We start from the raw sequence: 24084 nt of genomic DNA, 5'->3' as shown, positions 1-24084 counted from the left end.
CATGCGTTTCTTATTCAAAACTGATTATGACCAGGATATCCGACTGGCAAAACATTCGGGTTATTATTGGTCCTATGGGGCTCTGATCATTGCTGTGATCCTCGTTCCTTTTCTTCTGGATAGCTACTATGTAGGCCAGATGACCCAGCTCTATATTGTTGCCACTGCTGGGGTGGGATTGATGCTGCTGTCCGGTTACACGGGGCAGGTCAGTCTTGGCCATGCGGCTTTCTTTGGGATCGGGGCTTATACAGAAGCTGTGCTTACAGGAAATGGCCTGAGCTTACCTTTCATGGATGAGCCGATTGTTTTCTCGTTCTTCTTATCCTTTCCGCTAGCCGGCATTCTGGCTGCTTTGGCTGGAATTGTGATCGGTATTCCTGCTTTGCGTCTGACGGGTATTTATCTCGCCATTGCCACCTTTGCATTTGCGATTGTAGTGGAAGAGATCTTTTCCCGCTGGGAAAGTGTAACCAACGGATATTCTGGCTTGTTGGTCGAATATGTTGAAATTGGGAATTTGACGCTTACGGACGGCACACCGTTTTACTATCTGGCGCTCGGGGTATTGATTGCTTGTATTCTCTTTACGCTCAATCTGCTGCGCTCTCCAACTGGGCGGGCCATGATGGCAATCCGGGATTCAGAAATTTCAGCACAGAGTATGGGCGTCAATCTGGCCAAGGTGAAAACCATCGCCTTTGCCTTAAGTGCGGGTATTACAGGTCTTGCAGGTGCGCTGTTTGCGCACAAGCTCGGGTTTCTGTCGCCAGAAAGCTTTACGGTTTTCCAATCACTGGAGCTTCTAGTCCTCGTGGTTGTGGGAGGCCTCGGATCCATTCACGGGGCAATTTTTGGGGCGATGTTCGTTTTGGCGCTGCCTCAAGCTTTGGCCATCATGAAGGATTATCTGCCGGTTGAAATTGCAGAAACTCCCGGTTTCGAGCCGCTTATCTTCGGTTTGATCTTGGTGCTCTTCGTCATCTTTGAACCCCACGGTATTTATGGCCGGTGGCTGAAAGTGAAACTCTATTTCCAGATGTTCCCACTTTACAAGAAAGCCACCTTTAAGCGCCAGAAATCCTATATGAAGTCAGAGAGGTTGAAATGAGCCTGTTTACCGCAGAAAACCTGGCCATCAACTTTGGTGGCGTGAAAGCAGTGGATGGTGTGAATTTTGACATCCAGGAAGGTGAATGTTTTACAATCATCGGTCCGAACGGTGCTGGAAAGACCACTATCTTTAACCTGATCAGCCGGATTTATGATGCCAGTGAGGGTAAAATGACCTTCAATGGGGAAGATATCACGACTGTTCCACCTTATGAAATTGCGGGCCGGGGGATTGCCCGCACTTTCCAGAACATTGAACTGTTTGAGCATGCATCTGTATTGCAGAACCTGCTGGTTGGGCGTCATTGCCACACTAAACGTTCCATCTGGAAAGAAGGGCTGTTCCTGCCATCTGTCCGGCGGAATGAACTAGCCCATCGCGAAAAGGTGGAGGAAGTCATCGATTTTCTGGACCTTCAGCATTACCGCGAAAGCCTGATTATGAACCTGCCTTACGGGGTTCGAAAAGTGGTCGAGCTTGGCCGTGCGCTGTGCACAGAACCTAAGTTAATTCTGTTGGATGAACCATCTTCCGGCCTCAATGTTGAGGAAACCCAGGATATGGCCTTCTGGATTGAGGATATCAAGAAGGATCTGGGGATTACGGTTCTGATGGTGGAACATGATATGGGGCTTGTCTCACAAGTTTCGGATCGGGTTCTTGTTCTAAACTATGGTCGCATGCTGGCCTTTGGCTCACCAGCCGAAGTGCAGCGTGATCCTGAAGTTATCAAAGCGTATCTGGGGGGCTGACCATGAGTGATCCAATTCTGAAAGTTCGGAATATTGAAACCTATTACGGCCCTATCATGGCAATCCGCGGTGTTTCTCTTGATGTAGAAGAAGGGAAAATAGTCACGGTTCTCGGGGCGAATGGGGCTGGTAAAACAACGATCCTAAAAACTATCAGTGGTGTGATGGACCCACAAAAAGGGACTGTTACCTTTGATGGAAAGGAAATTCAGAAAAATGACCCCGACTGGGTTATGCGCCAAGGACTTAGTCATGTACCTGAAGGACGGGAGGTTTTTCCCTTCCTAAGCGTCAAGGATAACTTGATGATGGGGGCGTATACCCGCAGCGACAAGGACGAGATCGCAAGGGATATTGAGCTTGTTCACAGTTATTTCCCGATCCTGAAAGAGCGAGGAGACCAGCCAGCCGGACAGCTTTCTGGTGGTGAGCAGCAAATGCTGTCGATCAGTCGCGCCCTTATGGCTCGGCCAAAGGTTATGCTGCTTGATGAGCCTAGTCTTGGACTGAGTCCGCTTTTGGTGAAAGAGATATTTGCCATCATCAAGCGCCTGAATGTGGAGCAGGGCATGACCATGCTGCTGGTGGAGCAAAATGCAAATATAGCGCTCCATACTGCAGACTTCGGCTATGTGCTCGAAGTCGGGCGGATTGTTATGGAAGACACCACAAAGAACCTGCTGGCCAAGGAGGATATCCAGGAATTTTATCTGGGTATGCAGGATGAGGGTGTTCGCGGAAAACGGCGTTGGAAAAAACGCAAGACCTGGCGATAGCCGGTGATTTGGGAGGAAAAGTGATGAACGCAATAGTTTATCCACCAACTGTTATCGATGGAACAGATACAACCGCCAAGCTGTTCTGGGAGCGGGTAAAACGTTACGATAAGAAAGTCGCCATGCGCGAGAAGGATCTCGGGATCTGGCGGGAAATTACTTGGGCGGAATACGGAGCCAAAGCCCGTGCCATCGGGCTTGGACTGGTGTCATTGGGGCTGAAGCGGGGTGAGACTGTCTCTATCCTCAGTGACAATAATAAGGAATGGCTCTTTTTCGATATGGGTATTCTGGGTGTTGGCGGCGTCAGCAACGGCGTTTACACAACGGACAGTGCCAAGCAGGTGGAATATCTGTGTAAAGACTCAGATACACGCTACTTCGTCGCTGAAAATGAAGAGCAACTGGATAAGGTCCTGGAGGTTCGAGATCAGCTTCCTGATCTTCGTAAAATCATAGTGCTCGATATGGAAGGCCTGAGGGACTTCGATGACGATATGGTCATCAGTGTTGATGAGCTTTATGAGTTGGGAGAGGCTTTTCATAAGGAAAACCCCAATTATTGGGAAGAGGCTGTCGAGCTTTCCAAACCCAATGATCTGGCTATTCTCATTTACACATCAGGCACAACTGGCCCACCAAAAGGGGCTATGATCTCTCATCGAAATCTGATGTTCCAGATTTCAAACCTGACGCCCATTATTGGGTTTGGTCCAGACGATGAACAGCTATCATTTTTGCCGCTGTGTCACATCGCAGAACGGTCCTTTACAATCTTTCTACCCCTCTTTGCGGGAACAACCGTAAATTTTGTGGAAGAGCTGGATACTGTTCCTGAAAATATTAGGGAAGTTTCTCCGACGATTTTCTTCGCAGTTCCAAGGATTTGGGAGAAGTTTTATTCTGGAATTTCGCTCCAGTTGAGTGATGCGACAGGCCTTCAGAAGCTGGCTTACAAAATTGCAATCGGGGTTGGTTATCAACTTGCTGAATGCAAGCTTGAGGGCAAGGAGCCGGATGCACTACTCAAAGCCAAATTCTGGCTGGCGGATCATTTGGTTCTGAAAAATATCAAGCGTCTGCTTGGACTGGATAAAGCACATTATCTGGGATCTGGTGCTGCGCCAATCTCGCCCGATCTGATCAAATGGTATTTGGCTCTTGGCCTCAATATGTATGAGATCTACGGTCAGACTGAAAATGTAGGGCTTGCTACAACAAATCTGGATGGTCAGTTCAAGTTGGGCACTGTTGGGATTGCGGCTCCAAATACAGAAGTTGCCATTTCGGATCAGGGAGAAATCCTGCTTAAAGGTCCTCATATCTTTATGGGGTACCTCAATCAGCCGGAAAAAACAGAGGAAACTGTTGTTGACGGCTGGCTGCACACAGGCGATGTGGGTTATGTTGATAATGAGGGTTTTGTAAAAATTACCGACCGGATGAAAGACATTATCATCACGGCCGGTGGTAAGAATATTACCCCCTCAGAGATTGAGAACCAGCTCAAATTTAGCCCCTATATTTCTGACGCTGTGGTTATTGGCGACAAGCGGAAATATCTCACCTGTCTTGTCATGATTGATCAGGAGAATGTCGAGAAATTTGCTCAGGATCGGGACGTTCCTTTCACCAACTTCCGCAGCCTATGCCAGGCCAAAGAGGTTGAGGAACTGATCTGGAGTGAGATTGAACGGGTCAATAAAAACTTCGCGCAAGTGGAAACGATTAAGAAATTCCGCCTAATCGACGAAATATTGACTGCTGAAGATGATGAACTGACGCCAACCATGAAGTTGAAGCGATCTTTTGTGAACAAGAAGTACAAGGAGTTGATTGACACTATGTACTAATCGAGTGTGGGGACTTGATTAGATTTAAATAAGTGACACATTTATTAGGAAAGGCAAAATTGCCAACGGGAGGAAAATGATGAAAAGAAGAACTTTTGTCCGTTTTGGACTGTCGGTTGCTGCGGCACTTGCTGCATCGCTGGCAATCACTGGAAGCGCCAAGGCGACCCAGGGTATCGAGGATGATAAAATTATTCTCGGATCACATCAGCCACTATCTGGTCCAGTTGCTCTTTGGGGTGTTCCTGTCACGAATGGGATGCGTATGGCGGTTGAGGAAATCAACGCTAAAGGCGGCATTCATGGTCGGCAGATTGAATTGATCGTCGAAGATAGCGCCTATCAGCAGAACAAAGCTGCGCAGGCAGGTGATAAACTCCTTCGCAAAGACAAGGTTTTTGCACTCGTGGGTGCGCTGGGAACGCCAACGAACATGGTGACCATGCCACGGGCGTTGAAAATGAGTGTGCTGAACGTTTTTCCAGTGACAGCTGCTCGGGAAATGTATGAGCCAATGCATCCACTTAAATTCGGCATGTTTACACCTTATGACGATCAGATGCGCGCTGCAGTGAAGTATTTTGTTGAAAAAGATGGCGTTAAGAAAATTGGTGTCCTCTATCAGGATGACGATTTTGGTAAAAACGTGATGAAGGGCTGCGTTGAACAGGCTGAAGCCATGGGATTGCCAGAGGTTGTAAAAACCAACTTTAAGCGTGGTGCCAAGGACTTCTCCTCTCAGATCGCTAAAATGAAATCAGAAGGTGTTGAGCTGGTTTGTCTGGGAACGATTATTGGTGAAACAATCGGCAGTATGGGTACAGCCAAGAAAATTGGATTTGATGCCAAGTTTGTTGTGAGCTCTGCTGGTTATGTTCCAGAAAATATTTCATTGGCAAAAGGTTTGACCGAAGGTCTTTATGGCACTGGCCAAACACCTATTCCATACTACGAAGATGCAACACCTGAGGTGAAAGCCTGGATGGATGCCTATAAAAAACGTTTTGATAAGACGGCTGTTCTGCAATCCATTGCTGGATATGACCTGATGCATGTTTTTGGCATTGCCCTTGAAAAAGCAGGTAAGGACCTGACAGCAGAAGCTGTTGGTAAAGCCATTGAAAGCATCAAGGACTATCCGTCTATTTTTGGCAGCGCTCCAATTTCGTTTGGTGCGGATGATCATATTGGACCAGATGAGCGCAATAGTGCCAAGCTGTTTCAAGTTCAGGGTGATAAGTGGAAACTGGTACAACCAGTCTCCTATTAATCCCTCCCGACTAATAGATGAAAAAGCCCGGTTTAAAGCCGGGCTTTTTTTCTGCCAAAAAATTTGTTTGTGAACTAATTGGTAAGAATTAGAATCTATTTTTCCCCTCAGAGTAGTATAAAAGTTATTGAACAACTTGGGGGTTCAGATGTTTTCCGCAATACCGTCATTCTTATCCAAAAAGCTAAAACGAAAAGATCAAAAGGTAGAAACTGCGGAGGAAACGAAATCGAAGACCAAATTTGGAATTCGGACGCGGCTTTATGCCGCTTTTGGTGTGGTTGCGTTATTAACTTTGGCAGCAGGTGGGGTTTCCTGGCTTCTCTTTGATAGCTTGGGTCAAACGCTGAATAAGACGACAAACTCATCTATTGAGTCGCTGACACTGGCGCAAAACCTGTCTTCAAATGCGAAGTCCATCGCGGCGATCGCGCCGGATATGCTGAAAGCCACTAAGAAACGGGAAGTCGGTGCAGTCAGCCTGAAGGCAAATGGCTATCTTGCAGAACTGAACTCCAGCGTGAACGAGTTATATAATCTGGATGTAGACCCGGCGACAGTTGCAGATCTTCAAGAGCAGGTTGCTGAGTTGAAAGGCGGTATTACCAGTCTCAACAAGCAGATGCTGAAGCGGATTGGTCTGGATACCAAGTCCCGCAAAATAGATGAGGAAATCTCATTACTCCGGGAAGAGATTAATAAGGTTTTGCAGCCATTTATTGATCGGCGCCAACAGATCATCAGTGTGGATGCAGCTGGACTGGAAGTTGAAGAAGACATTACCAAGCTTCAGGAAGGTGTGGTTAAGTTGATCGATGGACAGGTCGATACCCTGACCAGGGCGCTTGGTTTGCAAAGTGATATTAATATTGCTGCAGCCCTCATTCAGAAGCTGGTTACCGCGTCAGAACTGGAACGGTACCGCGCTATTGAGATCGATTTCGCAAAATATGGCCCGCGTCTGCGGATGGCTATGATGTTCCCTGATTTCAACGGGAAAGAAAAGCTGGTTGAGCACACAAAAGCAATGCTGGAACTGGCGATTAAAGAGCAAACCGGTTTGTTCCCGCTTCGCATGGCGTACATGAACACAATGGAAGAAGCGAATAAAACTATCGCCAGTGTAAACGAGTCTGTGACAAAGGTCGCACGGGGCATTGACACGATTGTGCAGCAGATCAAAGTCGGAACCAACAGCCAAATTGAGGAAGCTGCGAAAAGCATTAGCAAAGGCAAGATAGAGCTCGGCGTTATTTCATTGGTCAGTGTTCTCGCGGCCATCCTAATTGCCTGGTTATATGTGGGCCGGAACCTGATGCGCCGACTGAACCGTTTGGTTGGGGATATGCGGGAAATTGCAGGCGGCAATTTGGAAACAGAAGTTGCCGTGCGCGGCAGTGATGAAATTACCGAGATGGGCAATGCTCTGATCGGGTTCCGCGATAACGCAAAAGAGGCAGAGCGTCTTCGGGCTCAAGCTGAGGAAGATCGTCGCTTGCGCGAAGAAGAACGGATCCGCAATGAAAGAGAAGCGGCTGAAGCTGAACAGCGCACTCGTGAAGAACGAGAGGCGGCTGAACGGGAAGCTGCTGAACAAAAACGCGCCGAGATGTATCAGCTTGCTGATGATTTCGAAAATAGCGTGAAGCATCTGGTGGAAAGCTTTGCCGCTGCAACCAGTCAGATGTCGGCAAGTTCAGAAACCATGTCAGCAGCTGCTAATGATACGACTAGTCGTTCGACTGCAGTTGCCAATGCATCAGAGATTGCGAGTAGCAGTGTGAACTCTGTGGCGTCGGCTGCTGAGGAACTGACATCCTCCATTAATGAGATCAGCCGTCAGGTAGGCAAAGCTGCCTCTATTTCCAGTGAGGCGGTTTCCGAAGCGCAACGCACCAATGAAATGGTCACAAGTTTGAATGATGCAGCTGCCAAGATCGGTGATGTTGTCGGATTAATTAACGACATCGCGGGACAGACAAACCTGTTGGCGCTCAATGCAACGATTGAGGCAGCGCGGGCCGGTGATGCAGGTAAAGGCTTTGCCGTTGTGGCAAGCGAGGTCAAGAACCTGGCAACTCAGACAGCGCGTGCAACAGAGGAAATTTCAGCTCAAATCAAAGCTGTTCAGGAAGAGACGACTGGGGCCGTTGAAGCAATCAACGGGATCTCCGGTATTATCGGCAATATTAATGAAATTGCTGCTGGTATTGCTTCTGCGGTTGAAGAGCAGGGTGCTGCAACTGGCGAAATTAGCCGTAGCGTGCAACAAGCTGCCCAGAGCACAAATGAGGTAACCCAGAATATCGGATCTGTGAATGAGGCTGCCGTGTCAACCGGTCAGTCCGCCGAACAGGTTCGTGAGGTTTCTACTGCGCTGACAAGTGAGGTCAGTGAACTGGATAAGGAAGTCCGGAACTTCCTGGATCGGGTTCGAGCAGGATAATATTAGATCTATTCTACTAAAAATTAAAAGCCCGGTAATTGCCGGGCTTTTTTAATGTAAAGTCTCAAGTAAATCAGCAATTCCTTCTATTGTGAAAAGGCTGAGGGCTGTATCTGCTTCTAACTTGACCTGGTATTTTTCCTCTATAGCCAGGACAAGGCGCATGTGATTGAGACTATCCCACTTTTCAACCGTTTCAATTGTGTCTGCGGCGTTAAGGCTGCCTTCAGGGCATTGCAGGATTTCACTCATGAGCTGGATTGCTTCGGCGGTAGAGGCTGTTGTCATAGGGCAGGCCTTTCATTATGTGTCTGCTGGTCTTTTTCCCAGTCTTCCCGAAAAAGGGCAAACTCAACCACATCGTCCAAATCGCCATCATGGTTTCGCATATGCTTTCTTAATACGCCTTCTTTCACAAATTTTTGCTTCGTATAATTAAATAGCGCTGGGAAATTTCGGGCTCTGACAAAGCCACAAATCTTCTCCAGTTTATAAGCAGTAAAGAGGAAGCGGATAATCCGTTCTCGAACTTCAATCACCACACCTTTTCCCCAGTAGGCCCGATCTCCGATAAGGACACTGGTGTGACAACGCGCATGAGGGCGCTCAACATAAACCTTGAAGATACCAACTGGTCTTTGGTTTCCTTTGTCCCGGATCAAAAGGGCTATTCTGGTTTTGTTGTTATAGGTTGAGAAATATTGACCAAGCTGCTGCTTGTCGAGGTTCATGGGATCATTCATGAACCTCATGATTTCTGGATCGGCAAACCAGGTGACAAATTCATCAGGAATGTTATCAGGATCAACGGATGTGAGTGAATAATGCTCTGTCTCAAGCGTCAGGGGTGTGCCATAAGCCCATCTCATTTTGCAGATCCTTTTAGCACGACTTCACGAACATTATCCCGATTGACTTTACCGCGGTCTGTCTTTGGGATTTCTGTAACGAAATACCAGTTTTCTGGGATCGCCTCTTTACGGATGAGGGGTTTCATCCATGCCTCTAGATCAGAAGCGGAAAGATTGCTTCCTTCTTTTTGAACACAAGCGGCTGCAACCCGCTCCCCACTAATCTCATCAGGGAGACCAAAGACACAGACTTCCAAAATTTCACTGTGCCTCTCCAACAGCAGGTCAATTTCTTCAGGGAGAATCTTGATACCGGCTCGGTTTATCTCAGATTTCTGTCGACCTGTGATGCAGATATCTCCGTTTTCATCAATGCGTCCAATGTCGCCCGTATGAAACCAGCCGTCTTTCAGAACAGCTTCTGTCAGTTCAGGTTGCTTAAAATAGCCATTCATCAAGGAAGGTGTTTGGATTAAAAGTTCGCCTTCACCTGTTTTTTTAATTTCACCGGTTAAGGTATCTTTGATAAGTGCTGAGCCGCCCCAGACGGTTCCAATACGTCCATCTTTCCGGGGTTCTTCTTGGAAGGACACACCGCCAATCCAATTGGCGGTCTCTGTAATTCCATACATGTTAAAGACAAGATCTGTTCCGGCCCATTCACATATGTCGGACCATAACTCGGTTGAAAGAGGTGCAGATCCTACATGTACCCGCTTAAGTGAATTTTTTGTAGGAGGTTGTGACAGACGTGTTGCCAGTTTCCAAAAAGAGGGGACTGAGCTTAAGAATGTAACCTCGTAGTCATCAATTAACTTGCCCAGTTGCGACAGGCCCATCGGTGATTTGTCGTCCAGTAAGATGACATCCTTTCCAGCAAATAGGGGCGTTAGCAAGTTGCCAATCAGACCGTGACCAAAATGGGTTGGAAGGGGGCAAAGGGTGGTTTTTAGAATGTCGTCCCCAATGTAGGCTTGATTGAGAGAAAAACGAGACAGAAGGGAGCGAAAACTATGTTCGACTCCTTTCGGCGTCCCTGTGGTTCCGGAGGTGAAGAGGTATAGGGCCGGCAAGTCTAGTGAAAGGGAAGATCTGGGCATACTTTTCCCCGCATGCCCTGTCGTCAGGGGGGCTTCATCGGGGCCGGTGAGAAGTACCTGTGGCTTTAAAAAATCAGTCAGGTTGTCCTTTTCATTCTCGGTCAGTGTCGGATTGGCGCAAGCTGCAGCAGCCCCCAGTCCCCAGATTGCCAATAGGTCTGCAACAAAATGGGCGGACCCACCATGGGTCATCAGCGCGATATCATTAGGGCCGATAAGTCCTTGTAATTCAGCTTGACGCTGATGGATCCGCGTTTCAAACCAGGCTTGATCCGCCCAATGGTCACTTGCTGTCGAAGTCAGTCTTCCTAAAGTTTTAAAGTGATTAAATAGCATTGAGGCCCCTATTTGATATCATCTTTTTCGCGGGCAGAGTTTGCAAGTTGCCGGGTGATATAACTGTTAAGGTCGTAATCCTCCCAATCAATATCGAGAGGAAGCGTTTGTAGATACTTACTTTTCGGGTCTGCCAGCACAGCCTCTGGAAAGAGAGCTAGTCTTTTGGGGTTGTCGATATGACAGGGCGCCCCCTCGGTGGAGGATTTCTGAGTGAAGGCTTCATAAAATAGTTTCACTAAATCTGTGCCAAGAGATTTGCTGGATGGGGTCGTATGGGTGGTTCGCAAATTTACTTCGATAACGGTCGGAAGTTCTGAGGGATCGCGCTCAAATACATCCAGACCGCCAAATCCGCTATAGCCAATCTGACGAACCAATTGAGCTAAAGGGGCCGTCCATTGCGGCCGGTATAAAGTCTCGATGACTGCACTCGGCCCATTTTTGAGAAGTTTCTGAAGGGGGCGAACGACTGTGAAGCCAAGCAGCTGACCTTGATGAGCTGCGAAGCTGACGGTAAGTTCTTCACCTTCTGCTTTTTTCTGGATTAAGGCTTGGCGAATGTCGGTGAGTGGATAGTCGCCGGTTCGAATTTCTTGCATCACCTCAGCAGGGAGCTTTTCTTCTGTGACAGGCAGAACACCCAGCCCGCCGGATGCCAGACTCATTTTGACAAAGTAGGGTGGTTTCATTTTCTGCAGGCGCTCTAGCAGTTCGGTCTCGTTACTAGCCGTAAAATGGGGTGGGATGGGAAAGCCTGCTGCTTCAGCCACTTTTAAGGAATTGTGGCGCTGATAGAGGCGAGTGTCGTTGACAAGACTGTTTTCCAACAGGTCTGAGACTATCTGGACATCCGGGGTGAGCGGCTCTTGACTGCTGCGGATATTTTCTCTGATTTTGATTAACACACTGAGCAATGTTTCATCATTGGTCAGGATAAGATCTGGTTTGGCATGATTGCAGCATCTGGATACAGCGCTCACGACTTTTCGGAAGGTAGCGTTACTGGGTGTTCCGTCAATTTTATATTTTTGATCGAAGGCACTGCTTTGTAGCAGGACCCGATTGGAAAACCCCAAGCCAAAAACTTCTGCCCCGAGTTTTTTAAACTGAAACGGCAGCCTTGCCAGGCTTACATTCATGAACATATCTGCAAACAGAATTTTGGCCATTGGCCTGCTGCCCCTCTTATTGACTTCCCGCCCTGCATTCCCAAAGGATTAAGTCATGAAATCATGAAGATTATCTCAATCTGCTCTGAACTATTTGGTTGTCGCCCGGTAAATCCCATCCCAGTTGGCTGGCGGCTGATTGAGTTCAAATGCCGCCAATCGGTCCAGATAAAGATCAGACAGGATTGCAAGATGCGGATTTATTATTTTTAGCTCTTTTGCTTTTTCGCGCGCGACGTCCCAATTTTGGCTTCGATAGGCCTCCAGCAAGGCATGAGCCGTTTCTTTGCATTTTAAAAATTCAGGGTTATTCGCGTGGTTTTCATCTCCCAACAGACCGTAAACCGTAACCGCTCCACTGCGCCCCTTAACAGCAATGAGGTCGAGTTCGATCAGGGCAAAATTCGTGAGTTTTTTAGCTGTGTCTTCGCCTACGATAATGCTGAGACCGTATGTTTTGGACTGCCCTTCCAGGCGGGAGGCGAGGTTGACTGGATCGCCGAGAACCGAATAGTCAAAACGCTGCGCTGAACCAAGGTTGCCCACGATACAGGTCCCCGTGTTTAAGCCAATACCCATACGAAGCGCCCGGTAGGGACGCTTTTCCTGTTCCGCTTCCTCTTTCAGATCATGATTGAGGGCTTCAAGCCTTTTTTGCATCGTCAGCGCGGCCCTCGCGGCAAGTATTTCATGATCCGGGGTGTCCAGCGGCGCGTTCCAGAAAGCCATAATGGCGTCGCCCATATATTTGTCGATGGTTCCTTTATGGCTCAGGATTTCATCGGTTAGTGGGGTTAGGAAACGGTTGATCAGATGTGTGAGGCCTTGAGGATTATCCCTGTAATTCTCTGAGATCCCTGTAAAGTCCCGTATGTCACTAAACAGAAAAGTCATTTCCTTTTCTTCGCCGCCAAGAACCAAGCTATCCGGTGATTCTGAAAGCTGCGAGACAAGATCCGGTGACAGGTAATGGGAGAAGGCCGTTCGGATTTGTGTTCGCTCTTTCTCGGTACTGAGATAGTTGAAATAAACGAGGTTGATGTAGACCAGCAACGAAATAAAGAGCGTATAAGAGACATCAATCAGAAGTGAAAATTCACTGAAAAGATATAGCGAGGAACTAATCGCAACACTGGAAATAAACATGAGCAGAAACATGGTCATGCGAGCGCCTACGATCGGCACCAACAAGATTAAGAAAAGGCCTGTTCCTGCTGTGCCTGCCCATTCCAGCACGGCAAAATAATCAAGTCGAAATAAGTAGCTCTGTGTAAGGATGTTTTCCAGTAGTTGAAGATGCATCTCCACCCCAGGTAGTGAGGATTGCAACGGGGAAGACCGTAGATCTTTTAGGCCTGTCGCCGATGTTCCCACAAGCAGGAATTTGCCAGCAATTTTTTTCGGGTCTATTTGTCCTGTGATGACATCGACAGTGGAAATGTAACGGGTGGGGTCAAACTCTGAATATTTGATCCAGATCCTGCCAAACTTATCTGTCGGAACTAGCGTTCCTGCCACCTTAAAACCAACCATTCCCTGGTCGTCGACCTGTGATATTACATTCCGTCCTGTTGCCACACGAAGCATGTCAAGTGCGAGTGTGGGGATCACTTTGCCATCAACCACGTTGGCCAACGGTACGCGCCGGACAATGCCATCAAAACCTTGGTCCAGACTGATCATGCCGCGACCGCTTGCTGCTTTATCCAAGACTTCAATATTCCCGATCAGGCCTGGGAATTTTCTTAAGTAGGGGACAGGATTTGGTCCCAGATTGGCAATGGTCGCTACCCTGTCTACGCCAAGGTTGTTCACGTCTTTGCGGGATGGGTTTACAGCAATGCCGAGTACTGCCCGGCTTCTCGCAAGTTGGTTGGCGAAGACTTGATCAAACGACTGCAGTGAGTTGAGTTCTTGTTCTGTTGATGGGCTTAAGGAGCCCACATTCTGCGCAATCTTGTTGGGGGAGAGCCGATCCTCCTCGGCAAAGACCATATCAAAACCGATAACGATACCGCCCATACGGGTCACGTTCTGAACCATTGCAGCCAAATAATTTCGGGGCCAGGGCCACTGCCCGAGTTGCAACAGGCTTTTTTCGTCAATATCCAGAACAGCGACGGGCTGATCCGCTATTGGCTCACGCGGTTGCCATTGTTGGTAATAGTCAAAAATGCTGTTGCGAAAATTTTGCATGAAGCCTGGATCCAGAACCTGCAGGTAGAGGGCAGGTAACAACAGACAAAGCGCCATAAACCGGCCGGTTCCTAAAGTTTGGCTCGCTTTTCCAAGAATCGTTTGGCTTAATTTTTTTAGCAAAGTAATCCCCTCAATAAGGAAATAATAAGCAAATTTGGAATATTTTAAATCAGGAAGTTCGTTTTTCGGCCAATTTAGGCCATGGTTAATACCTCTCAGTTATCTTAACCATAAAGAAAACTGGGATTCTGATGAGGTTTGTGCTACAAAAGTGTTATATTTTATTCTAATTTGCTAATAATTAGATCTGTTGAGGTACATTGAGCGCATCGGAATTCCTCTGGTGGGCTCCAAAGAGGTTGCATATCTCTGATTCCTGGGCGGGGTACTAAAAGTCCTGGGAGGCGAAGGAGAAGTTGATGGGTTCTTTAGAGGGTAAAGCGCAAGTAGAGGGTATGTCTGGCGACTTGCTTGGTGAATATACAAGCAGTGGCAATAGTCCTGTCCACTTGGGCGGCGAGTTTCTGCCTCTTACTGCGGAATTCACGCGGGATGGTACAGACCTCTACTTGGAGAACCACAACGGTGACTACATCGTCGTGCGGGATTATTTCTCTACCTACCCTGGACCTGACCTGATTAGTCAAGGTGGGGCCAAGTTGACTGCGGATATTGTGTCCCGTTTAGCAGGGCCTGGTCCTGTTGCGCAAAGTGGTGCCACGCAAACTGACGCCAGCCCAATTGGACAGATTACTGAAGCCTCAGGCGCTATTACGATCAAGCACGCTGATGGAACCTCTGAAGAGGGTTTTGAAGGCTCCATGGTCTTCAAAGGTGATGTGCTGGAAACAGGATCAGACGGCGACTTTGTCATTGTCTTTGTTGACGATACCCAGTTTTCAATGGGGCCATCTGGACGTGCGGTTCTGGATGATCTTGTCTATAACACTGAAGATAAATCCGAAAATGGCATGGGTGTCACTCTGTTGCAGGGTGTGTTCTCGTTCGTGAGTGGCAAAATTGCCAAGGATGATCACGACAGCGTTGATATCCGGACACCGGTTGGCACCATTGGTATTCGTGGGACGAGTTGGTCAGGAAAAGTCGCGCAGGTCGGCGAAGAATCTATTTTTACGCTCTTCACCGGGGCTATTCTGGTTGCAAACGAGGGTGGTTCCGAACTTCTCAGCCTGGCGCAACAGACTGTGATTGTGACCAGTTCCACTGTTGCACCGAGTAAACCTTTTGTCTTAACAGAAGAGCAATTAATTGATGCTTACGGCAAAGTGCTGCAACTCATCAATCCAGATTGGTCCGAAGATGAGGAGTTTGATCCCAGCAAAATTAATCCGGAAGCTGGGCCGCAAAATGGCGGCGGCAGTGGTGGTGGTGCTGGATTTAGCCAACCTCAGTTGGCGGAGCTTGGCGATGGCCTAGGCCTTGGTGGAATTCTTGGTTTGTCAGATCTTCTGAATCAAACCGATTTGACGGAAGATGAATTTCGGAACCTTTTGGATCCGAATTTTGATCCGGAAGAGCCTTCTGCCGAGGTGAAGGTTGTTGGTATTACGGACCCAGAAACCAAGCTGATTGTTGGCTTTGAGGTTCAGGTTCTCTTGGATACACCGTCTGAAGACCCTATCAAAATCTTCTATGAAGTTATTCCCGGTACAGCCACGTCAGATAGCAGCGTGCTGGGTGGCCTTGATTATCTGGACCTCGGCGGAGGTGTGATTACCCTTTTGCCAGGGGAAACTTTTAAGAGTTTCTCGGTTGATCTGGTCGATGATGACGTCATTGAGGGAATGGAGTTTTTCATCGTCCAACTGACAGGCGCCGAAAACGCCAATATCGACCCATTGGCCTCTCAGGCGATCATCTATATTGAAGATGATGATATCGGTGTGATTTCCATTAAACCGATGGAAACTGAAGTGCCGGAAGGCCCTGTTGCTTTCGCTGCCTTTGCAGCCTTTGCTGCGCCTGAGCCAGAGGCCGATAGCACTGTGAATGAGAGTGATGGCGTGGTTCAATTCCGTTTTGTCTTGGATAAAGCGGTTGCTCCAGGTGTTGAAGTCCGGGTGGACTATACTGTGGTTGGTGAAGGAGCTTCGCGAACTGGTCTTACACCCGGTGAGACGCAATCAGCGTATTTCTCCGGTGGGACTGATGGGCTTCCTGCTGGTTCTGAAATTGTGGTGTCAATTCCGCTGCTAGACGATGATGGGTATCAAGGAACCCAAGGGTTTACAATCCAGGTTGTCGGAGCCAGCTCAAATGCTGTGATTGATCAATCCGAAAGTGAAATTTCGGTCACGGTCGAGGATGATGAAACGCCTGTTCTTGTTTCAGATCCTGAAGATGCAGATGTCGCAGAAAATAGCGATGGCGATAGCGCTACTGGCGTGTCCCTCGGCCTTGAAGGAGGTTCAGGAAATTTCAGCAGTATTGTCTTCGCGGATGACCAGTCTGATTTTCAAGCGTTGGGACTAACCAGTGGCGGCGTAGCTGTTACGCTGTCAGGCATGGGAACTTCAGTTCTGACAGGTATGGCTGGTGATCAGGAAGTTTTTGTGGTCACACTCAATGCTGATGGAACTTATGATTTTGAGTTAATGGCTGGGGTTGATCATCTGTCTGATGAAGACATTCAATCTCTTACCTTCGCCTTCGAAGCAGAGGATACCAACGGCTCATCAGCAAATGGCGACTTTAGCGTTAATATCGAAGATTCAGCAACGCCTTCTGCAGGTGCTGTTGCACGCGTTTCTGTTGATGAAGATGACCTTCCTGATGGCGGTGATACGACTAAGGAGTCAACGACTTCCGGTGCAGAGATTCCGATCTCCTTCAACGGGGATGGTCCGGGGTCAGTAGAGCTGGATATTTCTGGTCTGCCAGAAGTAACATCTGACGGTGATCCGGTGATCTATTCTTTGGAAACACTTGAAGACGGCGTTACCCAGATTTTGACGGCAACTGCTCAACCTGGTGAAGGCGAGGGGCGCACTGTCTTTACACTGGAATTTGCACCTAATGGAAATGGTGACAATTATGCCTATTCTGTCACTCTGTTTGATAATCTTGATCATCCAGACGAAGGCGAGGATGAGCTGGAATTCAATCTCGGCCTGATTATTGAGGATCAGGACGGTGACCAGCAAACGGGCTCTTTTACGTTTGCTGTGAAAGATGATATTCCAGTTGCCTTCGATGATGCTGAAACTGTCGAGGCCGTTCCTTATCCAAACTATAATCTGACTTTCATTCTGGATAGTTCCGGTTCAATGAACGAAGAGGTTGAGCAGGAGGATGGAACGACAAAAACTCGGATGGAGATCCTGAAAGAGTCAGTCAGTAATCTTTTGAACGGTTATTCGGAAATTGGCGGTGCGTTCAATATTACGCTTATTGAGTTTTCCACCAGCTCCAATGTCAGATTGATTACAGCGTCTGTGCAAGAAGCACTTGATTACATTAACTCTCCCATCCAGTTCCACCCGCAAGGCAGTACTAACTATAGGGAAGCACTGGCCGACAATGAAGATGGGGCTCAGGGCGTATTAAGTGAACAACTTAATAATGAGGAATTGGCTGGATATTTAAATACAGTCTATTTCATTTCGGATGGTGCGCCTTTCCCGACTAGTAATGAAGTCCCGGTTGGTGAAAACGGCGAAAATGCCTGGCAGACATTTGTTGATGAGAACGGTATTGAGGTGATTGTTGTCGGCGTTGGCAATAACCTGGACACGGATCAGTTGGCTTTGGTCGATAATTCCGGCGATGATCCGATCATTATCGATGATGCAAATGACCTGGATGACGTGTTGACAGGTACATTGCCAGAAATTGCTGAAGGAAATATCGTCAGCAATGGTATTGAAGATCAGTTGGGCGCTGATGGCGCTACAGTGACGCAGATTTCATTTGAATTCGATGATAATGGTCAGATCGCAGCCTATGAAGATGCCGGCGGTACCGTTACCGATCTTGGCGGTGGTTTCTATTCCGTTGCCTTTGATATTCCAGAAGATGGCACACCATTGGAAGTCAGTTTGGCTAACGGCAGCAAATTTAGTATCGATAACTCTGGTGAATATCGATTTGAAGCTGCAGTTGGTGTCCCTGTCGGAACCGTAAATGAATTCACCTATACTCTGGTTGACGGGGATGGGGATTTGACAACGGCAACACTCAGTTTCTCCTTTGTTGAGGACGGTGAGCTTCCGGTTGCGTCAGTCCTATCTTTAGAGGGTGGCTCCCTGATTGAGGGCGATGAGTTTGCAAACCTTCTCGAAGGATTTGCAAGCGATGATACTCTCGTTGGAGGTGCCGGTGATGACAGCCTTGGCGGCGGTGGGGGAGATGATCTCTTTTATGGCGGCTCTGGTGCAGATATTTTCTTTATCACGGGTGACGATGACGGTGAGGTCACCATCGCCGATTTCGATGTGGCTGAAGACACAGTCGATCTTGATGCTTTGTTTGATGCCTTTTCTATCGGAACAGATGATCGCGGTGAAGGCGATGCATGGCAACTCGAAGTTCACGGGGGTGTTGCAACCTTGACATTCGCGGCAGCAGATACCCCTGAAGTCAAATTTGCTAATATCACAGATCCAGATACTGAAGATCTCCAGGAACTCGCCAGTCGAATTTCTGTGGGCGACGAGTCCTAAAGCCAAACATATCAGGCGATGCTAGCTAGGGCGTCGCCTGCTGCAACAGCCAGCTTCGAACCATACTAACTGGTTTCAAGCTGGTTTGTTTTTTTGTGGTTAGCAAATAATAGCCATCGTCGCTTTCCAGCTCTTCACTGAATGCTAGCTGCAGCCGTCCATTTTCAAGCTCCGGTGCAACGAGTGCCTTGGCGACCAGGGCAAGCCCTTGATGGGAAATGGCCGCATCAATGGCAAGTGCGGTTTGGTTGAAACTCATCGTGTTTTTAGGTCCGCGCTTCAAATCCGGGTAAAACATTTCAAGATAGTCAGACCATCGATTGTGGGCATCGCTTAAGAAGACAATCCCTTCTTTACTGTCACTTTTCAGGGCGCTGTCTAATTTCTCCTTATATGGAGGGCTGCAGACAGCCACATGTGTTATTGAAAGGAACGGATCAGCCTGAAGGTGACGTCCAAATGGGGGGCGCCCTTGCCGGATCGCAATATCCACATTGTCCCGTGTGAGATCGGATAAGGTTTCTGTCGCAAGGATCTGGATATCAATTTCGGGGTATTTTTCACTTAAAATCCCCAATCGTGGCAGCAGCCATTTCGTTGCCAAGGATGGGGTCAGGCTGATGTTAATGACAGACTTGTCAGACTTTAGTTTATCTGTCGCCTCTCGCAAAATTGAGATGGCTTCACTGACGGGGCCGGTGAGTGTTTTTCCCTCTTCGGTGAGACTAAGGCCCCGAGGGAGGCGATTGAAAAGCTTAACTTGAAGGGATGCTTCCAAGCCTCTGATTTGCTGGGCAACAGCCCCATGGGTAACCCCAAGTTCTTCTGCAGCCAGTCGAAAATTCAGATGGCGTGCGACAACCTCAAATGTTTTGAAGCCGTTCATCGGGGGAAGATTTGTAATCTTGCTAGTCATCATTTAACTGTAGAAATTCTACAGACTAAAGTAAAGAAAAATGAATAGTGACTAGTCGTTTCATCCTGTATTCCTGCCGAATAGACAGCATTAATGGAGGAGTTTGGACATGGCAGAAAAAGTAGCAGTTATTACAGCGGGTGGCAGTGGAATGGGCGCAGATGCAGCTCGAAAACTAGCAGCAGAAGGCTATAAGATTGCCGTTTTGTCTTCTTCAGGTAAAGGAGAGGCACTTGCAGATGAACTTGGAGGTGTCGGGGTTACAGGATCCAATCAATCAACGGAGGATCTTCAACGCCTAGTCGAGCAGGTGATGGACAAATGGGGACGTATCGATGTGCTGGTTAACAGCGCTGGCCATGGTCCTAAGGGGTCGATCTTGGAGATTAGCGATGAGGATTGGCATCGTGGACTGGATTTTTACTTGTTGAACGTTGCCAGAGCAACCCGGCTTGTCGCCCCCATTATGATTGCTCAGAAATCCGGTGTTATCCTCAATATATCTACTTTCGCGGCTTTTGAGCCGGATCCACTTTTCCCAACCTCTGGTGTGTTTCGCGCTGGCCTTGCGGCTTATACCAAGTTGTTTGCAGATAAATACGCAGCGGACAATGTGCGTATGAATAATGTACTGCCCGGTTTTATCGACAGCTTACCGGAGACAGAAGATCGGCTCGCCCGCATCCCGATGGAGCGTTACGGAACGATGGCAGAGGTCTCATCTACCATTGCCTTCTTAGCCTCTGAAGGGGCTGGTTATATTACTGGCCAAAATATCCGTGTAGATGGCGGGGTGACCCGTACCGTGTAGGAGAAACTCATTTTCCAAAAATAGTCGGAAAAAATACTCGACAATTAATAAGCGTGCTAATTATTATCGGGACGTAACGATGCTACAGTGATAAAAATAAAAACAAACTCGATACGGAGCGTCCCCATGACAATTTTCAAGTCCAAGGTTAGTCCTGGCTCTGAAAGTTTTGCGACCAATCGCCAACAGATGTTGGATAAGGTGGCAGAACTGCACGCCATTAAGGATAGGGCCCGGCAGCTTTCCGAAAAACGCCGTCCCCGGTTTGAGGAGCGCGGACAGCTGACACCGAGGGAACGTCTGACGCGGCTTCTCGATCCTGGAATGCCCTTTCTGGAGCTCTATGGCCTGGCAAATTTCCTGGTGGATACAGATGATTGGGATAAGAGTATCCCAGGCGCCAACACTCTGGCGGGAATTGGGTATGTCTCCGGTATACGCTGCATGATTTATGCGTCGGATAGTGGAATTAGTGCCGGGGCGGGTGTTCAGAAAACAGGTGAAAAGCTGAGATCCTGTCAGGATATTGCTCTCGACAAAAAGCTTCCCTTCATTCACTTGGTCGAAAGTGCGGGCGCAAATTTGATGAAGTATCAGGTCGAATCCTGGGCCTCTGGCGGCGGTGGGTTTCAACGCCTTGCCAAGCTGAGTGCAGCTGGGATCCCCACAATCGCGGTTCTTCACGGGCCCTCTACAGCGGGCGGTGCGTATTTCCCGGGAATGAGTGACTATGTGATTGCCGTGAAAGGTCGGGGCCGAGCCTCTCTTGGGGGGGCGGCACTTGTTAAAGCCGCTACCGGTGAAATTGCCGATGAGGAGGAGCTGGCAGGTGCCGAAATGCATGCCAGCATCTCAGGCTTGGTCGAATATCTGGCAGATGATGATGCCCATGGTTTGCAGATTGCCAGGGATTTGGTCGCGCGTCTTGATTGGAATAAAAACTGCCCGGAACCTGTAAGGGTTGAGGTGGTCGAACCTCTTTACGATCCTGACGAAATTGCAGGTGTCGTCCCGGTGGATTACCGAAAACCTTATGATGTGCGCGAGGTGGTGGCCCGCCTCGTAGATGGCTCGAATTTTGACGAGTTCAAGCCACGTTACGGATCAACACTGGTTTGCCTTCAGGCAAATATATTTGGTCATGCCTGTGGTGTTGTTGGCAATAATGGCCCTATCGATCCGGATGGGGCGGCCAAGGGAGCACAATTCTTCCAGCTTTGTGACCAGGCTGATATCCCCCTTATTTTCCTGAACAATATTACAGGTTACATGGTTGGCAAGGATTATGAGCAGGCTGGCATGATCAAGCATGGATCCAAGATGATCCAAGCTGTCTCTAACGTTCGGGTGCCAAAAATAACACTCTATATTGGGGCGAGTTTTGGGGCTGGAAACTATGGTATGGCCGGTTACGGGTATGAGCCTGACTTCCTCTTTGCCTGGCCCAATGCGGTGACCGGCGTCATGGGAGGGGAGCAGGCAGCCCTTACAATGGATCAAGTCGCCCGTAATGGTGCTGCCAGAAAAGGGGAGCCTGTCGATGAAGCGGCTTTGCAAGCCCAAAAAGATCGTTTGATTGCCCATTTTGACCGCCAGTCTGATGCGTTTTATACCTCCGGACGACTGCTGGATCAGGGAGTGATTGATCCGCGCGATAGTCGAAAAGTCATTGGCTTTGCGCTGGACACCTGTTGGGAGGCGCGCAATCGCAGAACGCGACCCAATAGCTTTGGCGTTGGACGGATGTAAGGGAGGGAAATAACAATAATGAAAAAATTCTCCAATATTCTGATCGCTAATCGCGGCGAGATAGCCGTTCGTGTAATCAAAACGGCCAAAGCTCTGGGTTACAAAACCACAGCCATCTACTCAGAAGCTGATACCGCTGCTCCCCATGTGGGGCTAGCCGACAATGCGGTTCTCATTGGTCCAGCACCTGTTCAGCAATCTTATCTCGATATGGACAAGGTTCTTGCCGCTGCCAAAAGGGCTGGGGCTGATGCCATTCATCCAGGATATGGATTTCTCTCTGAAAATGCCGAATTTGCAAAAGCCTGCGCTGCTGCTGGGATCGTATTTATTGGCCCCTCTGCTGATGCCATTGATCTTATGGGGAATAAGGCTGCAGCCAAGCGGCGCATGATCGACGCAGGGGTGCCTTGCGTGCCAGGATATGAAGGGCGCGATCAGTCAGATGAAGTTTTATTAAACGAGGGCGAGCTTATTGGCTTTCCCTTGATGGTCAAGGCCGCCGCCGGTGGAGGTGGCCGGGGGATGCGACTTGTTCATGCAAGAAAGGATCTTGGCGCTGCGCTCAAATCGGCTCGCTCAGAAGCGCTCAACGCATTTGGCTCGGAAGAGTTAATTCTAGAAAAGGCCATCTTGCAACCGCGGCATGTTGAAATCCAGGTCTTTGCGGATGCTCATGGCAACGTTATTCATTTGGGGGAGCGGGATTGCTCTGTGCAGCGACGGCATCAAAAAGTCGTTGAGGAAGCCCCATGCCCAGTGATGACTGAAGAGCTTCGCGATCGAATGGGATCGGCTGCGGTAGAAGCCGCGCGGAGTATCAATTATCTGGGCGCGGGAACAGTTGAATTTTTGCTGGATGCCGCGGGTAATTTTTATTTCTTGGAGATGAATACCCGCTTGCAGGTTGAACATCCGGTGACGGAACTGGTCACGGGGCTTGATCTGGTTGAGCTGCAGCTTCGTGTCGCAAATGGCGACCCCTTGGGCCTTGATCAATCCGACATCAATCTCACAGGCCATGCCATTGAGGTGCGCCTCTATGCCGAGGATCCCTCAGAAGATTTCCTGCCATGTGCGGGTGACATTGCACTTTGGCAACCAGCGACAAGTCCGGGTTTGCGGATAGACAGCGGGATAACTAACGGTCAGGCAATCTCTCCTTTTTATGATCCCATGCTGGCAAAAGTAATTGCTTACGGGTCAAACCGGGAAGAGGCGATCGCCAAGCTTATTCAAGGGTTGGAAGAGACGGTTCTATTTGGTTTTGCGACGAACACGAGCTTCCTTCTCGACATTCTCAGGCGTGATAAATTCCGTCAAGGAGAGGCAACAACAGCATTTATCGCTGAAGAATTTACTGAGGATGACCTGAAGGCGCCTGTTCCATCAATTTCCGAATTGGCGGCGAGTGCTGTCCTGACTTATGAGCAGGAGAGAAATATGGCTAAGGCCATGAGCCTTGATGTTCCTGAAGGCCTTCTCAATTGGTCAAGTGGGGGTCTGTTGCAGTCAAATTATGCCTTTAGTTTCGGTGGGATACGCACTGCCGTGACAGTTGCACCTGCTAATGCGGATCATTATTCCGTCTTTGTGGATCAGGAAAAAATTCCTGTCAAAGTCCTCTCGCGAGGCGAGCATAACTATCGTGTGGAGGCTGATGGCACGCGCTTGGATGTGGCTTTTGCCGCAGCGGGTCCGGGACAGATGCATGTCGCGATAAGCGGCAAAACCTATTTGTTTAGTGATGATCTGAAAGCTCAGGCAAGCGGGGAGGCTGCTAAAAGTAGTGGAACCGTTCTGGCGCCAATGCATGGAACGCTGCTCGAAGTTTTTGTGGCTGAGGGTGATACCGTTCAGGTCGGTGATCGCCTTGCCGTGCTGGAGGCGATGAAGATGCAGCATGATATTTTGGCAGAGGTTGAAGGGACTTTGCAGACGGTTCTAGCCACGAAAGGTGCGCAAGCGGCCGCCGATGATCTCTTATTTGAAATTGCCGAACAGGCCTAACAGTTAAAATGGTCAGCCTATAAAATCAATAAGAGCTGACCAGGATG

16 protein-coding genes are annotated in these 24084 nt (G+C 48.6%); 10 read left to right on the top strand and 6 right to left on the bottom strand.

All coding sequences use genetic code 11. From position 1 onward, the window contains the following. Position 1 precedes the first annotated feature (1 nt). From HH301_RS15330 to HH301_RS15305, 6 genes are all read left to right on the top strand, one after another. Positions 2-1111 carry a branched-chain amino acid ABC transporter permease gene (locus HH301_RS15330; protein ID WP_169569897.1) on the top strand — a complete coding sequence of 370 codons (1110 nt, stop codon included), beginning with the start codon at positions 2-4 and terminating at the stop codon, positions 1109-1111. Next, the gene (locus tag HH301_RS15325; RefSeq protein WP_169569896.1) at positions 1108-1866 is read left to right on the top strand and encodes an ABC transporter ATP-binding protein; all 759 of its coding nucleotides are present in this window, start codon (positions 1108-1110) and stop codon (positions 1864-1866) included. The genes HH301_RS15330 and HH301_RS15325 overlap by 4 nt, the downstream gene beginning before the upstream one ends. Positions 1867-1868: 2 nt before the next feature. Beyond that, positions 1869-2642, top strand: coding sequence for an ABC transporter ATP-binding protein (locus tag HH301_RS15320; RefSeq protein WP_169569895.1), 774 nt, complete (start codon positions 1869-1871; stop codon positions 2640-2642). Positions 2643-2665: 23 nt separating this feature from the next. After that, positions 2666-4495 carry an AMP-dependent synthetase/ligase gene (locus tag HH301_RS15315; RefSeq protein ID WP_169569894.1) on the top strand — a complete coding sequence of 610 codons (1830 nt, stop codon included), beginning with the start codon at positions 2666-2668 and terminating at the stop codon, positions 4493-4495. Positions 4496-4574: 79 nt separating this feature from the next. Further along, a complete protein-coding gene (locus HH301_RS15310) occupies positions 4575-5765 on the top strand; it encodes an ABC transporter substrate-binding protein (RefSeq protein WP_169569893.1) in 1191 nt (396 codons plus the stop codon). Between the two features lie 148 nt (positions 5766-5913). Further along, the gene (locus HH301_RS15305) at positions 5914-8211 is read left to right on the top strand and encodes a methyl-accepting chemotaxis protein (RefSeq protein WP_169569892.1); all 2298 of its coding nucleotides are present in this window, start codon (positions 5914-5916) and stop codon (positions 8209-8211) included. A gap of 51 nt (positions 8212-8262) precedes the next feature. Here the strand turns inward: HH301_RS15305 and HH301_RS15300 are convergent, their stop codons facing one another. From HH301_RS15300 to HH301_RS15280, 5 genes are all read right to left on the bottom strand, one after another. Further along, positions 8263-8499: an acyl carrier protein gene (locus HH301_RS15300; RefSeq protein WP_169569891.1), complete on the bottom strand. Its 237-nt coding sequence runs from the start codon at positions 8497-8499 to the stop codon at positions 8263-8265. After that, positions 8496-9080 (bottom strand): GNAT family N-acetyltransferase, encoded by a 585-nt coding sequence (locus HH301_RS15295; RefSeq protein WP_169569890.1) that lies wholly within the window; start codon positions 9078-9080, stop codon positions 8496-8498. Before HH301_RS15295 ends, HH301_RS15300 begins: the two co-directional genes overlap by 4 nt. Next, positions 9077-10498: a class I adenylate-forming enzyme family protein gene (locus HH301_RS15290; protein ID WP_169569889.1), complete on the bottom strand. Its 1422-nt coding sequence runs from the start codon at positions 10496-10498 to the stop codon at positions 9077-9079. The genes HH301_RS15295 and HH301_RS15290 overlap by 4 nt, the downstream gene beginning before the upstream one ends. 8 nt (positions 10499-10506) lie before the next feature. Continuing rightward, positions 10507-11670 (bottom strand): ATP-grasp domain-containing protein, encoded by a 1164-nt coding sequence (locus HH301_RS15285; protein ID WP_169569888.1) that lies wholly within the window; start codon positions 11668-11670, stop codon positions 10507-10509. Positions 11671-11760: 90 nt separating this feature from the next. After that, positions 11761-13989: a CHASE2 domain-containing protein gene (locus HH301_RS15280; RefSeq protein ID WP_169569887.1), complete on the bottom strand. Its 2229-nt coding sequence runs from the start codon at positions 13987-13989 to the stop codon at positions 11761-11763. 299 nt (positions 13990-14288) lie between these two features. Between HH301_RS15280 and HH301_RS15275 the strand changes: the two genes are divergently transcribed. Further along, complete coding sequence (locus HH301_RS15275) at positions 14289-18551, top strand: T1SS-143 repeat domain-containing protein (protein WP_169569886.1); 4263 nt, start codon at positions 14289-14291, stop codon at positions 18549-18551. Between the two features lie 25 nt (positions 18552-18576). On the opposite strand, the gene HH301_RS15270 is transcribed toward HH301_RS15275, so the two are convergent. Next, positions 18577-19470, bottom strand: a complete 894-nt coding sequence (locus HH301_RS15270; protein ID WP_206378364.1) for a LysR substrate-binding domain-containing protein — start codon at positions 19468-19470, stop codon at positions 18577-18579. A 106-nt stretch (positions 19471-19576) separates the two neighbouring features. Here HH301_RS15270 and HH301_RS15265 point away from each other — a divergent pair, with 106 nt between their 5' ends. The 3 genes from HH301_RS15265 to HH301_RS15255 all read left to right on the top strand — a co-directional run bounded on the left by HH301_RS15265 (position 19577) and on the right by HH301_RS15255 (position 24037). Next, the gene (locus HH301_RS15265) at positions 19577-20278 is read left to right on the top strand and encodes an SDR family oxidoreductase (RefSeq protein WP_169569884.1); all 702 of its coding nucleotides are present in this window, start codon (positions 19577-19579) and stop codon (positions 20276-20278) included. A gap of 126 nt (positions 20279-20404) precedes the next feature. Continuing rightward, complete coding sequence (locus tag HH301_RS15260) at positions 20405-22027, top strand: acyl-CoA carboxylase subunit beta (protein ID WP_169569883.1); 1623 nt, start codon at positions 20405-20407, stop codon at positions 22025-22027. 18 nt (positions 22028-22045) lie between these two features. Continuing rightward, positions 22046-24037 (top strand): acetyl-CoA carboxylase biotin carboxylase subunit, encoded by a 1992-nt coding sequence (locus HH301_RS15255; protein WP_169569882.1) that lies wholly within the window; start codon positions 22046-22048, stop codon positions 24035-24037. The last annotated feature ends 47 nt before the right edge of the window (positions 24038-24084 follow it).

This window comes from Sneathiella limimaris, assembly GCF_012932565.1.
GTDB lineage: Bacteria > Pseudomonadota > Alphaproteobacteria > Sneathiellales > Sneathiellaceae > Sneathiella > Sneathiella limimaris.
The sequence above is the reverse complement of the archived record's forward strand: the minus strand, read 5'-3'. Positions and strand labels throughout refer to the sequence as shown.